13 protein-coding genes are annotated in these 14516 nt (G+C 46.5%); 2 read left to right on the forward strand and 11 right to left on the reverse strand.

What is annotated here, in order from left to right:
- Positions 1-58: 58 nt before the first annotated feature.
- Entirely contained in the window at positions 59-988 is a 930-nt protein-coding gene (locus tag IHV80_RS17065; RefSeq protein WP_192891563.1) for a carbamate kinase, read from the forward strand.
- A gap of 315 nt (positions 989-1303) precedes the next feature.
- On the opposite strand, the gene maiA is transcribed toward IHV80_RS17065, so the two are convergent.
- The 10 genes from maiA to IHV80_RS17115 all read right to left on the reverse strand — a co-directional run bounded on the left by maiA (position 1304) and on the right by IHV80_RS17115 (position 11036).
- Entirely contained in the window at positions 1304-1993 is a 690-nt protein-coding gene (gene maiA, locus IHV80_RS17070) for a maleylacetoacetate isomerase (protein WP_192891564.1), read from the reverse strand.
- A gap of 54 nt (positions 1994-2047) precedes the next feature.
- Positions 2048-3085 carry a fumarylacetoacetate hydrolase family protein gene (locus tag IHV80_RS17075; RefSeq protein WP_192891565.1) on the reverse strand — a complete coding sequence of 346 codons (1038 nt, stop codon included), beginning with the start codon at positions 3083-3085 and terminating at the stop codon, positions 2048-2050.
- 9 nt (positions 3086-3094) lie between these two features.
- Positions 3095-4225, reverse strand: coding sequence for a homogentisate 1,2-dioxygenase (locus IHV80_RS17080; RefSeq protein ID WP_192891566.1), 1131 nt, complete (start codon positions 4223-4225; stop codon positions 3095-3097).
- The gene (hppD, locus tag IHV80_RS17085) at positions 4218-5291 is read right to left on the reverse strand and encodes a 4-hydroxyphenylpyruvate dioxygenase (RefSeq protein ID WP_192891567.1); all 1074 of its coding nucleotides are present in this window, start codon (positions 5289-5291) and stop codon (positions 4218-4220) included. Before hppD ends, IHV80_RS17080 begins: the two co-directional genes overlap by 8 nt.
- A 367-nt stretch (positions 5292-5658) precedes the next feature.
- Positions 5659-6318 (reverse strand): HAD family hydrolase, encoded by a 660-nt coding sequence (locus IHV80_RS17090; protein WP_192891568.1) that lies wholly within the window; start codon positions 6316-6318, stop codon positions 5659-5661.
- Position 6319: 1 nt separating this feature from the next.
- A complete protein-coding gene (locus tag IHV80_RS17095; protein WP_192891569.1) occupies positions 6320-7339 on the reverse strand; it encodes an ABC transporter ATP-binding protein in 1020 nt (339 codons plus the stop codon).
- Positions 7339-8124, reverse strand: a complete 786-nt coding sequence (locus tag IHV80_RS17100) for an ABC transporter permease (protein ID WP_004732591.1) — start codon at positions 8122-8124, stop codon at positions 7339-7341. Before IHV80_RS17100 ends, IHV80_RS17095 begins: the two co-directional genes overlap by 1 nt.
- Positions 8124-9017: an ABC transporter permease gene (locus tag IHV80_RS17105; RefSeq protein WP_192891570.1), complete on the reverse strand. Its 894-nt coding sequence runs from the start codon at positions 9015-9017 to the stop codon at positions 8124-8126. Before IHV80_RS17105 ends, IHV80_RS17100 begins: the two co-directional genes overlap by 1 nt.
- Entirely contained in the window at positions 9014-9892 is an 879-nt protein-coding gene (locus tag IHV80_RS17110) for an alkaline phosphatase family protein (protein WP_192891571.1), read from the reverse strand. The genes IHV80_RS17105 and IHV80_RS17110 overlap by 4 nt, the downstream gene beginning before the upstream one ends.
- Before the next feature lie 61 nt (positions 9893-9953).
- On the reverse strand, positions 9954-11036 hold the full coding sequence (locus IHV80_RS17115; protein WP_192891572.1) for an ABC transporter substrate-binding protein: 1083 nt from the start codon (positions 11034-11036) through the stop codon (positions 9954-9956).
- Positions 11037-11247: 211 nt separating this feature from the next.
- Here IHV80_RS17115 and IHV80_RS17120 point away from each other — a divergent pair, with 211 nt between their 5' ends.
- The gene (locus IHV80_RS17120; RefSeq protein WP_192891573.1) at positions 11248-11976 is read left to right on the forward strand and encodes a UTRA domain-containing protein; all 729 of its coding nucleotides are present in this window, start codon (positions 11248-11250) and stop codon (positions 11974-11976) included.
- Between the two features lie 102 nt (positions 11977-12078).
- Here the strand turns inward: IHV80_RS17120 and IHV80_RS17125 are convergent, their stop codons facing one another.
- The gene (locus IHV80_RS17125; protein WP_192891574.1) at positions 12079-14487 is read right to left on the reverse strand and encodes a response regulator; all 2409 of its coding nucleotides are present in this window, start codon (positions 14485-14487) and stop codon (positions 12079-12081) included.
- Between the last annotated feature and the right edge of the window lie 29 nt (positions 14488-14516).

Consider the following 14516-nt stretch of genomic DNA (forward strand, 5'->3'; position numbering starts at 1 on the left):
ACAAGCGGTTAACCCCTACGTAAAATAAAATCATTATTAAATGATCGGAGACATTATCATGCGCATAGTATTAGCTTTAGGCGGTAACGCTCTTTTAGCAAGAGGCCAAGCATTAACGGCTGAGAATCAACGTGAAAATATAATAAAATCAGCGGCGAGTATTGCCGCAATCGCACGCGAGCATGAGATTGTTATCGTTCATGGTAATGGCCCGCAAGTAGGCTTATTGATGGAACAAAACGCAGCTTATAGCGAATATTCGCCACAGACGACCCCGTACCCAATGGATGTACTCGGCTCTCAAACCTGTGGCATGGTGGGCTACATGTTACAGCAAGAGCTAAGAAACATTGACCCTGAATTAGACGTAGCGACGCTAGTCACACAAACTGAAGTAAGCAAAAAAGACCCTGCGTTTTCCAATCCGACTAAATTTGTTGGCCCTGTATATACAGAACAACGAGCTAAAGAGTTAATGGCTCAAAGCACAATGCAGTTTAAAGCTGATGGCGAGTACTACCGTCGCGTTGTGCCTTCTCCTATGCCAAAAAACATTGTTGAAATTCAGCAAATTGAAACACTTCTAGATACAGAAAACCTCGTTATAGCTTGTGGCGGCGGCGGTGTTCCCGTGAGTATTGAACAGGGTAAGAGCACTGGCGTAGAGTGCGTAATTGACAAAGATCTTACGGCTGAATTACTGGCTGAAAAAATCCATGCCGACTTATTTATTATCTTAACCGATGGTTCGATTTTCCGTAACTATGGTAAAGAAGACCAAGCAGAAATGAAGCAAGCAACACCTGCTGGTTTAGCAGAATTTTCATTCCCTGCTGGTTCTATGGGGCCAAAAATTGATGCCGTTTGTAAATTCGTTGAAGCTGGATTAGGTAATGCGGCGATTGGTTCATTATTTGATTTAGATAAAATAATTACCAATGAAGCTGGTACTCTGATTACGAAAGGCGAAGGTATTGTTTATTATTAATATTCTTGAATGAGAATTACCTCAAATATAAAACCTTTGGTTAAAGCCTATTATTTAATAACGAGGCTTTTTTATTAGGTCCATATTAGTGCTAAACGGGATAAATATTCATACACTTACTGCATTTCATATATTTAATTAACATTATAAAAACGAATTTTGTGCTACATATTTGGCAGTTATGAGTACTAAAAGAATAACTTTCCATACCTATATTTATTCACTAGTTGCTAATGTTTAATTTTGGAAACCGCTTCTTTCAAGAAACGGTTTTGGTAACGCAAGGGACGAGTATTTGCGTTGACATCAGTGAATCTACATGGGCTCATTCGCATCCGCTTGATTTTCTGGCATCGCATCAATAAAAGCGGGTAACTGATTGCACGCTTCGACAATCGAGTTAATCAACGGATAAGGTGACATATCAACATCAAAGCGCAACGCATTGTAGACTTGCGGCACTAAGCAAATATCTACGATACATGGCGAATCTGTGAGGCTATACACCGAGTCGCCGTGCGCTTTTCTGTGCTTCGCTAGCTTCTCTTCTAAAGCATGGAAACCTTGGCTCATCCAATGATGAAGCCAATCCATTTTCGCCTCTTGTTCGCACGACAATTCTCTCTCCAAATACTGCAGCACACGCAGATTGTTAAGAGGGTGAATCTCCATCGCAATATCCTGAGCCATCGCCAACGCTTGATAGCGCAGTGGTGATTGCTCAGGGATCAACAAGATGTCTGGGCTGCTCTCACACAAATAAGTCTCGTCCAAGTATTGCAAGATCGTCAGCGACTGATTGAGTTGAACATCGCCATCCACCAGCACAGGCACTAATTCACTGGCATTGAGCTCGCGATATTGTGGATCATGCTGCTCGCCGCCATTACGTATCAAATGCACCGAATTAGACTCATAGCTAAGTTGCTTTAGGTTCAAGCCAATACGGACTCGATAGGCTGCCGAAGAGCGCCAATAACCATAGAGTGTGATCTTCTTGTTCATAAAGAGCCCTTGTCCATATTATTCCTCTCTGTCGCTTTACTCTTGTCGCTATCACTAGCGTGGTCGATATTGACTGACTTTTTGGTCAATAGCGCCAAAGATCGAGTCACCATCGACATCGAACATCTCTAGACGAATCGAATCGCCAAACGACATGAATTGAGTCGACGGCTTACCATCACGAATCGTCTCTATCATGCGTACTTCAGCAATGCACGAGTAGCCTACACCACCTTCCGCAATTGAGGTGCCGTGGTCAGTGCCTTGCTTGTTCGATACCGTGCCCGAGCCAATGATCGCACCAGCCGACAGTGGACGAGTCTTCGCAGCATGGACAATCAGCTCCGCGAAATTGAAGGTCATGTCCACACCGGCATTCGGGCAGCCAAAAGGCGTATCGTTGTAGGTTGAAGTCAGTGGCAGGTGCACCTTGTTGCCTTTCCACTGTTCACCTAGCTCATCGGGCGTGACGGCAACCGGAGAGAACGCCGAAGAGGGCTTAGATTGGAAGAAGCCAAAGCCTTTCGCGAGCTCAGCTGGAATCAAACCACGCAGCGACACATCATTCACCAACATCAGCAGACGAATCGAATCATGCGCTTGCTTGGCGCTGGCTCCCATTGGCACATCTCCGGTGACAACGGCGACTTCGCCCTCGAAATCGATACCCCATTCGTCACTAGCAAATTCGATATTGTCACGAGGGCCGATAAAGGCATCTGAGCCGCCTTGATACATGAGAGGATCAACCCAGAAGCTTTCTGGCATTTCAGCTCCACGAGCCTTACGCACCAGTTCAACGTGGTTTACATAGGCGCTTCCATCCGCCCATTGATAAGCGCGTGGCAGAGGCGATTCACAATATTGAGGTGCAAACACTTCACTGCCCGTCACATGGCCGGTATTGAGCGAGGTGTATAGCTCCTCTAACTGAGGTGCAACACTGTCCCAGTTATCCAAGGCTACCTGCATGGTAGGTGCCAGATGCATCGCGTGGAAGATTTCAGTGACAGGTACACACTGTTTGAGATCTTTACTCACGACCATCAATAGACCGTCACGAGTACCATTTTTCTTGGTTGCTAATTTCATCCTTGTCCCTTACTTCTCTTGCCAACTGTAGACATATTCTTTGTTCTCAACGCTATCGAGTTCGTCAGAAAACTGCAGCGCGTGGCGAGTATCGATCATCACGGCGACTTCATCGGTAAACTTTTTCTTATGCGCTTGCCCAGCCTTAAAGGCTTTCGGGTGAGGTCCATGAGTGAAGCCCGCAGGGTGGAAAGTCACCATGCCCGCTTCAATATTGTCGCGGCTAAAGAAGTCACCAGCGTGATAGAACAGCACTTCGTCGTAGTCATCATTGTTGTGATAGAACGGCACTTTCAATGCACCTGGGTCGCTCTCAATCGGGCGTGGTACAAAGGTGCATACCACAAAGCCTGCGCCAACAAAGGTAGTGTGCGCAGAAGGTGGCAAGTGGTAGCGATGCGACATCAGCGGCCTAATATCGCGCCAGTTCACTTTCACTACCGCTAAGTCGCCATGCCAACCAATCGCATCCAATGGATTGAACGGATAGGTGATCACGCTGACTTTGTCGTGGCGTTTCACCTGAACTTGAGTTTGATCTTCTGAATATTGAGCACGAAATTGATCGTTGATCGATGGGATTTCAAGAACCGCCGGATCAAACACCGCGTGATTGCCGACCATACCTTTCTCTGGTAAGGAATAAGCCGCGTCGGTGTTCTCAATCATCAGGATGAACATTGGTTCGCTTGGCTCCAAGCGCCAATTGGTTGAGCGCGGGATCATCACGTAATCCCCTTCACTCACTTCGAAATGACCATAGTCGCAATAGAGATCAGCCCTGCCTTGGTGAATGAACAGCAGCTCATCGCCATCGGAATTACGTACCAAGAAATCCATCTTCTCATCCATACGCCACACACGAATTTTGCAGTCCGCGTTGTGCAAAAGATGAGGCACAGCCCAAGGGGTTATCTGGCTGGCTTTGTCCACCAGCGTAAAATCAAAAGCACGAGGGCGTAAGTCGCCCTCCCACTCAGACCAACCCGTTGGGGCGTGTTGATGATGAAAGTGAGCCGCAGGGCCGAAGAAACCACTCCGACCCGCTTCGCGCTCATAAATTGCCTCTTTGGGGAAATCGGCATGCGCTTGTTTAGAGCACACACCCTCCCGATGAGGAAACGAGATCCATTTATGCATCGTCTAATACTCCTCGACGAATCTGGTCTTCTTCAATCGATTCGAACAACGCCTTGAAGTTACCTTCGCCAAAGCCTTCGTTACCTTTACGCTGAATGATTTCAAAGAACACAGGCCCGATTACGGTCTGCGTGAAAATTTGCAGCAAGATGCCGTCTTTGGTCGGCGCACCATCAATCAGAACGCGTAGCTCGCGCAGCAGATCAGTGTCTTCTCCGTGACCTTTCACACGATCGTCAACTTTCTCGTAATAAGTATCAGGAGTTGGCATAAAGTCCATGCCGCGATCACGCAGGGTTTTGACGGTTTTGTAGATGTCATCCGTTGCAAGCGCGATGTGTTGAATGCCTTCACCGTTGTATTCGCGGATGAACTCTTCAATTTGTGATTTGTCATCTGAAGACTCATTGATAGGAATTCGAATTTTGCCACATGGGGAGGTCATTGCACGGCTCACAAGGCCTGTCAGCTTACCTTCAATATCGAAGTATCGAATCTCACGGAAGTTACCAAGACGCTCATAGAACCCAGACCACACATCCATGTTGCCTTGCTTAACGTTGTGCGTCAGATGGTCAATTTCATACAAACCAACATTGGCTTCAGCCATGCGCTCCTCTGCATCATCGTAGAATCGGAAATCGACGTCGTAGATGCTCTGCTTGCCATAGCGATCCACAAAATAGAGCAGGCTTTCACCGATACCGTAAATAGCAGGAATACTCAGCTCCATCGGCCCGATTTCTGTCTTGTACTCTTCACCACCGCCCTTGAACGCTTGCTCCATAGCAACGGTTGCTTCGTTGACACGAAAAGCCATGCCACACACCGATGGACCATGCACTTTAGCGAACGCTTCCGCTTGGCTGTGTGGTTGTTCATTGACGATAAAGTTAATGTCACCTTGTCGATACAGCCAAGCCTCTTTTGAACGGTGCTTGGCGATCTCAGCAAAACCAAGTGACACAAACAGCGCTTTAAGTTGCTCAATTCCCTTGTGGTCAACGGCCGTGTATTCAACAAACTCGAATCCATCCGTACCAAGCGGGTTGTATGACTCCACCATGAACTTTCTCCTTGTACCTATTGGTTTTGTATTACGTGGTTGTGTGTTTTTTATCCTTAATTAAATTTGGCCCACAAGCGAAGATAATGGAATGCATGAAATAAAATGGACAATCACAGTAAAAACCCGTCAATTTGTAAAAAAATTGTTACACGAGGATAATTAAGGCAAGAAAGTGAGTGCTATCAAGGGATTGAAAGGTGGTGGTTTGATTTACAGCTGAGGAATGGATGTTATTGAATTGTTACAGAGGTGCTTTTGTCAGCTAAGGTGATAAATCGAACATTAGACTGATGACGCAAAAAAGCCGCTGTAGTCAGCGGCTTGATGAGTTTTGAAGTAAAGTTATTCCAATCAGGGCGCCGCTTTAATCCCAGTTGAGAATCGACCAGTTCGGTTGATCGGCTAACGCTTTCAAACGCGGGCATGGATTCACCAGATAGGTAAAATCAGCGTGTTCACACAAAGGTAAGTCGTTGATTGAATCCGTATAAAAGTGAATGTCTGAGTAGTTGGTTTCTTGATTGTCTAACCACTCTTTTAAACGCGTCACTTTGCCTTCACGGTAGCTTGGCACACCTGATATTTGAGACGTGAAACGGCCTTGGTTTTCGACCAAGTCGATACCGAGTGCGTTCTCAATGCCAATCTTGCGACCGACCGCTTCTACTAAAAAAGTGACGCTAGCTGAGATGATCAACATATCTATATCATCATTCTCAAGCAGCTCAATCAAAGGTTTCGACTGCTTGAACTGTTTAGGCAAAATATACTGTTCAACACACTCTTCTACCAAAGCGGTAACTTGCTCTGTTAGCATATCAGCCAGTGGCTGCATAGCAAACGTGAGGTAATCTTCCATGTTCAGCTTACCTTCCGAATACAGACCCATTAAGCGCTGATCTTCTTCGATAAAGTTGGGCGCTGTGGCAATGCCTTTTTCAACCAAAAACTCATTCCAGAGCATCGCTGCATCGGCATTGATCAGCGTTTCGTCCATATCAAATACATACAAAGGTTTGAACATCTTAGGCTCTCACAGGTTGAATTTCATTAAGGTTAAACAGGAGTTCAAGTTGGCTGCCGTTTGCCAACAGTCGTTCAGAGGAACGGTTAAGTAGATCGACGGTTAATTCACATTCATCAACGTCCACTTGGTAGCGAATCACGTTACCCAGCAGCTGGTGGTTGCGAATCGTGCCCGTTTTCGGCGCAGAGATATGTTCGCCATATTGTCTACCTTGCTCTTTAACGTAGATAGATTCAGGTCGAATCGCCACTTTCCACTCGGTTTCAATATTGAACAGCTGCTTGGCTTTGTTCGCTTGCACCAGATTGTAGTGGCCCATGAACCCAGCCACAAATTCATTGGCAGGTTGAGTGTAGATCTCTTCAGGTGTACCAGCTTGCACAATTTCGCCTTTATTCATCAAGAAGATACGGTCAGACATGATCATCGCCTCTTCTTGATCGTGGGTCACAAAGATCGTGGTCAGGTTCATCTCTTTTTGGATATCTCGGATCTGTTGGCGTAGATGCTTACGGATCTTCGCATCCAGTGCTGACAGCGGTTCATCAAGCAACAAAATACGCGGCTTCACCACCAAGGCTCTTGCCAAAGCCACACGCTGACGCTGACCACCTGATAGCTGATGCGGATAGAATTTCTCTTTACCAGTCAAGTCCACCAGCCCAATCACTTTCGCCACTTCGCGATTAATCTCGTCAGCAGCAAGCTTTTTCATCTTCAGGCCAAACGCAATGTTGCCTTCAACCGTCATGTTCGGGAACAGCGCATAAGATTGAAACACCATGCCGATGCCACGCTCTTGCGGCACTTGGTGAGTTATCTCTTCACCATTAACCCAAATCTCGCCACCATCGACCGGATTCAAGCCTGCCAAGCTGCGTAACAGAGTTGATTTACCACAGCCACTCGGACCAAGCAGCGTGATGAATTCACCCTTCTCGATGGAGAATTCAATGTCTTCAAACACTGTGTTGTCACCAAAACGCTTGGTAAGGTTTTTCGCATTTACATAGCTCATTATTTGGTTCCTTGGCTGAAACGACTTGCCAACCAAGTCAGTAAGAAAATAAACAGGAAGTACGTCATCACAAGAGCTGACGTGAAGTGACCGCTGGTTTGGCGCATGTTGTATAGGTAGATTTGCAGTGTCTCGTAGCGTGTACCAACCAAGATGTTGGCAAATACGAACTCGCCCAATAGGAACGAGAACGACAAGAACAACGACGCCATTAAGCCTTTCTTGAGGTTTGGCAGAATAATCAATAAAAACGCCTTAGTAGTGCTTGCGCCGAGCAGGTGGGCAGCGTCCATCAAGTCGTGCAGATTGATCGCTTCAAAGCTGTTGGCAATCGCGCGATACATGAACGGCAGCGCGATGGTGAAGTAAGTACCAATCAGAATCCATGGTGTGCCTATCAGTGAGATTTCGCTGTCTGCATACAACTGAAGCAAGCCAACCGACGACACCACAGGTGGCACAGCAAACGGCAATAAGATCAGAATATTCATCACCTTGTCGAGTTTCGGGAAATAATAAAACACCACGAAAATCGCAGGCAGAACCAACACCACACTCAATGATAGCGCCGCCACACAAATGAACAGTGAACGACCGAAGGCTTGCAAGAAGCGAGGATCGGTCAACAGGTTGATGTACCAATCCAGAGTAAAACCATCAGGCAGGATCGTTGCCCCCCATCGAGAAGAGATCGAGTAGATAAAGGTCGCTAAGATCGGGATCATCATGATGCCGACAATCGAATAGACAACCGTTTTATGAAAGCGAGTATTTACGGTGTTCATTACTTTCTCTTCCCTGCATAGCTTTTGCTGATCAGCCATTGGTTAATCACGGTGATGAAGGCCAGCATCGCCATCAGAATCACAGAAATTGCTGCGGCTAAGTTTGGTTCAAGGAACAAGTCGCCCGATACCAAGCTCGCGATTCGAATCGTAATCACGTTGTAGTTACCCGAAGTCAACGCATACACGCTCGCATACGCGCCAATTGCATTAGCAATCAAGATGATGAAGGTGCCGAACAAGGCCGGAGATAACACAGGCAACGCTATTTTGGTCCAGTATTGCCAAGTTCTCGCACCAAGCAATGCCGAAGCAGCTTGCCAGTCGTCATTCAATGCATCGAACGCTGGATACAGCAACAGCACCGCTAATGGGATCTGGAAGTAGATGTAAATCGCCAGCAAGCCCCACTTGCCGTACAAGTCGAAGTCCCCCAGCAATCCGTACTGCTTGAGCAATAAGGTGATCGCGCCGTTGGTACCCAAGATGATGATGAAGGCGAACGACAGAGGCACACCAGAGAAGTTGCTGCTCATATTAGTAAACGCAATCACTGCATCGCGGATTTTAGAATCAACACGGCGCAATGAAGAGACCAACAGAGTCGCAATCGCTAGGCCAACAATGCTCGACCAAATCGACAACCATAAACTGTTGCCAAAGGCCTGCATCATGAAAGCAGAATCGAATATTTCAGAATAGTTTTCGAGAGAGAGCTCATCGTCGTAAAAGAAGCTGTTGATCAGCACCCAAACCATAGGTGCAAGTTGGAACAGATAGAAAAATAGGGCGAAAGGCGCAAGCCACAAAGCAGGCTTGAAGCGTTTGAACCAAGATTTGGTTTGAGGTTTAAGCGCAGAGCCATCGCTCTGCGTGATTACAGAACTGCTCATAGGGCCAACAATTCCTGAGTGTAAGATTTATCGTGTTCAAGGTTAAGTAACTGACAGACGCTGCCGCAGATGTCGGTCTGTTTCACTGAACATTCTTGGTGTGTGAACTTATCGCCAATCACAAAGAAAGGCACTTCTCGCTCTTCAGGCAAAATGCCACCGTGAGACAAGTCATTATTCATGCCGTGGTCACTGGTGATAATCACCTGATAGCCATCATCTACCCATCTCTCAAGGTAGTTCGACAGGTAGATATCTGCGCCACGTGCACTGTTGCGGTATTGGCGAGAGTCCAACCCATGCTTGTGTCCCATGTCGTCAATGTTCATTGGGTGAATCAGCAAAAAATCAGGCTGATGAGTCACACGCAAGTGCTCGGCATCCAAGAACAAGGCTTCATCTGGGTAGTGGTCCCAGTGGTAGAAACAACCGTGTTGGATGTTCATGGTTTCATCGTTAGTAAAACGGTCACGTACCGCATCAAATGGCGCACGGTTATAGAGCTCACTCACCCAATGATACGCCGCGGCAGCCGTCACCTTGTTCTGCGACTTGGCCAGGCTAAAGATCGACTCGTGATTCGATAAACGCACGATTTGGTTGTTAACAATACCGCTCTCAACAGGGCGAACACCGGTTAAGATGCACTCATACAGTGGGCGTGACATGGACGGCAGTTCACACTGCATTGGGTAAAGTGTGGCGCGCAGCTTGTTTTTTTGCGCGCTCTGCGAAGTGCTCTGTTTATTATGCAAATCGCCTTGGTTGCTTTGCGAATCATTCTGCTCTAGAAGACCGTTCAGGTAGCCCATGCAATCACGGGCTACCTGATAGTTCAGTCCATCTAGAACAACAAGGATAACCTTATTGCTCATGGTCTATTCTCTATTGCTTGTTTCTATAAGCCACCTATTAAAGGTGGCGTGTTAAGCGAGGTTATTGCTGATGAATCAATACGCTTTCTTGCCATTGGCGTGGCAGGCGACGTGCTGATTTTTCCCATGCTGAGAAATCAGTCACTGGGTGAACGTTGCTGTATTGCTCGTTCGAGAGCAGCTTATCTTGTACTGATTGAGGTAGCGTAACGCTGCTACGGATTGGACGTGCGTAACCTTCTGCTAGGTTGATTTGGCCTTGGTCGCTGAAGATGTATTCACGAGCCAACTTCGCCGCGTTCGGGTTTTTCGCGTATTTGTTGATGATGGTGGTGTAACCAGAGATCACTGAACCGTCTTGTGGAATACTAACGGTAAAGCGCTCGCGGTCGATCTTGTCGCGGTAGTTCAGTGCGTTGAAATCCCACATGATTGCCACTTCCACTTCGCCTTTCTCAAGGTTCGCGATACTTGGATCTGTGTAAGACAAACGGCCTTGCTTCGCTAGTTCACCAAAGAATTTAATCGCTGGTTTTAGATTCGACTCGTCACCACCGTTAGCAAATGCAGCCGCTAGAATTGCGTTGTTTGCTTGTGCTGCTACGCCTACATCACCGACTGTTACTTTGTAGTCGCCTTCTAGTAAGTCACTCCAAGATTTTGGTGCGTCTTTAACAAGGTTGTTGTTTGAGATGAACGAGATAGTGCCTGTGTAAGCCAGAGCCCAGTGACCATCTTTGTCTTTCGCCCAGTCCGGAATATCATTCCAAGTGCTTGGTTTATATGGCTGTGTCACGTCTTTTTTCACTGCGACACGTGCAAATGCGAAACCAACATCACCGATATCTGCAGTTGCGTTTCTTTTCTCTGCTTCAAATTTCGAGATCTCTTGTGCCGAGCTCATGTCAGTATCCTGATGCTTCAAACCATAGTTTGCTTTCAGATCAGTCCATGTGCCTTTCCAGTTTGCCCAACTGTCTGGCATGCCCACACTGTAAACCGCCCCCTCTTTTTGAGCGGCTTCAATCAGTGACTCAAGATCAGCATCCTTCGCCATCGCTGGCATTGAAAGTGTTGCCGTTATTAACGTTGCGCCAATCAGTTTGGCTGGCGATACAGTTGAACGGCTAAGCAAAGTTTTCATTGTCTCTATCCCTCTGGACTAGGTCAGTAAGTTCGTTTTGTATGCTATCGCCAGAATATGACGCTTTCGCGCAACTTATTTGACAGTTCAGATGCATTTCCGTGGCAGTTATATTTCACCTATATGACAGCAAGCCTTTGTTTACTGTCACATTCCTGTTAACTCCGTGGTTTACCTTATTAAGCACACGAACTTATGGACTAGATCAGTAATGAGAACATTGGCTACAAGGCAATCAGGGACACAGCTAGGCAGAATTAAGGCGAGCATTAGAGAACAGCTTCAATCTGGCATCTTTACCGAGGGGCAAAAGTTGCCATCCGAAAGAGAGCTCAGCGAGCTGTTTTCAACCACACGAATCACGCTCAAAGATGCGTTGGTATCATTAGAAACCGAAGGTTTGATATATAGAGAAGAGCGTCGAGGTTGGTATGTGTCACCCGAACGTATTCGTTATAACCCATTGTCACGTTCTCACTTTCATCAAATGATCCGCGAACAACATCGCATAGCAGAAACCAGACTGCTCAGCACCCGCACAGAGATGGCCGCAGGCGATTACGCCAAAGCACTGGAGATCGAACAAATAACCCCGATACACGTGATTGAGCGATTACGCTTTATTGATGGCAGAGCGGTACTGTTCGTTGAAAACGTCTTGAAAGCGCCCCTGTTTGAAAAGGTGTTGTCAGAAAACCTCACCATGTCGCTGACGGGAATCTACCGTGAAAAATACGGCTACGAGACCAAACGTTCGCGTTTTGATGTGATTCCCACCTCCGCCCCTGCGCATGTCGCCAAGGCGCTGAACTTGGCAGAAGGCCAGCCCGTTTTGAAAATTTGCCGAGTGAACTACAAACAAGATGGCGAGTTGATGGATTGCGAACTGGAATACTGGCGACCAGATTCTGTGGTTATTCATATTGATAGTATTGGCTAGTACATAAGAGGCTATTTAGAAAATAGAAAGTCAGCACATACAAAAACTCCGACTGATTCAGTCGGAGTTTTGTTTTAACAATTACGTTTGATGAGGCACTAGCTAAACAATCTTTTGCTCATCTTCTTCTTTGGCCGAGTCGGTTTCTTTAGATAAAAAACTCTCAACTATCTCTCTCAGCTTTCCTTGATTAACCGGCTTTGGTAAAAACTCATCCATACCCACATCAAAACACAAATGCTTGTCTCTCTGCACAACGTTGGCCGTTAGCGCGACAATAGGAATATGTTTTGAAGAGCCCTCTTCTAACGCTCTAATCTGTTTAGTGGCTTCGAAACCGTCGAGAACAGGCATCTGGCAATCCATAAAGATCATCACATAGTCATTGGCCTTAAACTTCTCAACGCCAATTTCTCCGTTGTCGGCGATATCAACCTCAAGACCAAGCTTCTTAAGCATCATCTTAGCTACTTGTTGATTCACTCTTGAATCTTCAACCACCAACACTTTGCCGCTAAAAGAGGCGGTGACTACCGCAGGTTTTGGTTCTTCTTTTAAAGCAGTTTTCTCAGGTTCTGCTGGTTTAGCAACAGCTGCAGGTTTGGTTACTGGTGCAGGCTCATTGTCTTTGAACGCAACCTCGCCTCGATTTGAGTAGGTGAAGGTCGAAGTATCCGCCGCTCTCGCTAACACCTCACTGATGGTCCATTTAAGCTGATTATCTTGATATGGACGAGCAATGTAGGCGACAAAGCCAACTTGCTTGGCTCGGATTTCATCCTGCTTTCTTGGGTCTGCAGAAATCATCACCAACTTAGGGCAATCTTTCTCAAAGCGTTCAATCAAGCTTCTAGCTAATTGGAAACCATCGATCGATGGCATCACTTTGTCTATCAGCACTAAATCATAAGGCGTCGATTGAGCAATGGAGTCAGCCACCAACTCTAATGCTCTAGCGCCGGTCTCACAACATTCCGATGTCACTCCAAAGGACTGCAGTTGCGTCGAAGTAATCCGCATGTTGAGTTGGCTATCATCAACCAACAGCACTGAGATCTTGTTGAAGTCGATACGGCTCTCTTCCACTTCCAAGCACGGATCAAAGTCAGCGGTGAAATAGAATGAACTCCCCTGCCCTTGCACACTGGTGAGCTCAAGCTTGCTGCCCATTAGGGTAACGATTTTATCGCATATCGTTAAACCAAGCCCTGTACCGCCATAGATACGAGTTGTGCTGCCGTCGGCTTGTTGGAACTTATCAAACACCGATTGTTGTTTGTCTTCCGCAATGCCGATGCCGCTATCTTTCACCTCGAATCTGACTCTCAGCTTTTGCTCAGGCTCGGTGATTTCTTCCAAGCGAAGTGAAAGGGTGACATGGCCATGCTCAGTGAACTTGATGGCGTTGCCCACTAGGTTATTCAGAACCTGTCTTAACTGGGTGCCATCACCGATGACCATGGTTGGAATCTTAGGATCAATGGCCAGTTGGAACCTGAGCCCTTTTTGTTCGGCTTTCACTCTGAAGGTCGACTCAACATCGGCTGCAATGCCCATCATTTTCATTGGTTCTTGCTGAAGCTCAAGCCTGCCCGCTTCAATCTTCGAGTAATCGAGAATGTCATTGATCAGATCAAGCAGCGTAAGCGAAGAGGTATTTAGCATGTCGACATACTCTTTTTGCTCTTTCGGCATGTCCATTTCAGAAAGTAGAGACGATAACCCGATGATGCCATTCATTGGAGTCCGGATCTCGTGACTCATGTTGGCAAGGAATTCACTCTTGTTGCGGTTGGCAACCTCTGCGGTGTCTTTGGCTTTTTCCAATTCTTGGTATTGTTGGCGAATACGTTCAATAGACTGGTTATAGCTCGACTCTAGCGTCGAAATCTCATCTTGATAGGTGCATTCAGTTGGCGTGAGAAAACGTGGCTTGTTGTCTTCCACTTGTTGCTGGTTAATTTGAGAAGACATAATCATCAAACGTTTAACGACTAAACGATAGACGATAGTTAGACACACCAGAGAGAGTAAAAATATTTTCACGGCTTCGAAGGCGAGTAACAGTAGCACTCGTTCTTCAAAGTCATTGAGGATCATGCTCAAGTCTGATTGCACTGTAAGTGTCGCCAATTGGAAATCTGTGCTGCCCATCTGGTGCACCATTTCCCAAGACTGAGAATAAGACTGGCCTTCGGTTTTTTGACCTAACTCTAGAATTTTTTCATCGGGGCTTTCAATGAGAAGGTAACTGACCGAGGGAAGGCGGGAGATACCTTCGGCTTGCACAAACAATTGCTCTCTATCTTCAACCCACAAACTGGCCGTTAAACCAGAAAGGTAGCCAGCCTTGACCTGTTCGATCTGAGAACTGATAAAAGAAACTCGACTTTGGTACTCTACATACAACCCGAGACCTGTCACTATAACTGTGAATAAGGTACTGATCGCTATTATCGTCCCAATCAACTGTCGGGAGAGTCCAATGTAGCGTTTTCCTTTTGTCACCATACACAAATTACCATTATTGTTATCCTAGC

The sequence above is a fragment of the Vibrio bathopelagicus genome (assembly GCF_014879975.1).
Taxonomy (GTDB): domain Bacteria; phylum Pseudomonadota; class Gammaproteobacteria; order Enterobacterales; family Vibrionaceae; genus Vibrio; species Vibrio bathopelagicus.

Bases quoted from the DNA above. Each gene is read 5' to 3' on its own strand.
- IHV80_RS17065 (WP_192891563.1), top strand. From the start codon at position 59: ATGCGCATAGTATTAGCTTTAGGCGGTAACGCTCTTTTAGCAAGAGGC.
- maiA (WP_192891564.1), bottom strand. From the start codon at position 1,993: ATGAACAAGAAGATCACACTCTATGGTTATTGGCGCTCTTCGGCAGCC.
- IHV80_RS17075 (WP_192891565.1), bottom strand. From the start codon at position 3,085: ATGAAATTAGCAACCAAGAAAAATGGTACTCGTGACGGTCTATTGATG.
- IHV80_RS17080 (WP_192891566.1), bottom strand. From the start codon at position 4,225: ATGCATAAATGGATCTCGTTTCCTCATCGGGAGGGTGTGTGCTCTAAA.
- hppD (WP_192891567.1), bottom strand. From the start codon at position 5,291: ATGGTGGAGTCATACAACCCGCTTGGTACGGATGGATTCGAGTTTGTT.
- IHV80_RS17090 (WP_192891568.1), bottom strand. From the start codon at position 6,318: ATGTTCAAACCTTTGTATGTATTTGATATGGACGAAACGCTGATCAAT.
- IHV80_RS17095 (WP_192891569.1), bottom strand. From the start codon at position 7,339: ATGAGCTATGTAAATGCGAAAAACCTTACCAAGCGTTTTGGTGACAAC.
- IHV80_RS17100 (WP_004732591.1), bottom strand. From the start codon at position 8,124: ATGAACACCGTAAATACTCGCTTTCATAAAACGGTTGTCTATTCGATT.
- IHV80_RS17105 (WP_192891570.1), bottom strand. From the start codon at position 9,017: ATGAGCAGTTCTGTAATCACGCAGAGCGATGGCTCTGCGCTTAAACCT.
- IHV80_RS17110 (WP_192891571.1), bottom strand. From the start codon at position 9,892: ATGAGCAATAAGGTTATCCTTGTTGTTCTAGATGGACTGAACTATCAG.
- IHV80_RS17115 (WP_192891572.1), bottom strand. From the start codon at position 11,036: ATGAAAACTTTGCTTAGCCGTTCAACTGTATCGCCAGCCAAACTGATT.
- IHV80_RS17120 (WP_192891573.1), top strand. From the start codon at position 11,248: ATGAGAACATTGGCTACAAGGCAATCAGGGACACAGCTAGGCAGAATT.
- IHV80_RS17125 (WP_192891574.1), bottom strand. From the start codon at position 14,487: ATGGTGACAAAAGGAAAACGCTACATTGGACTCTCCCGACAGTTGATT.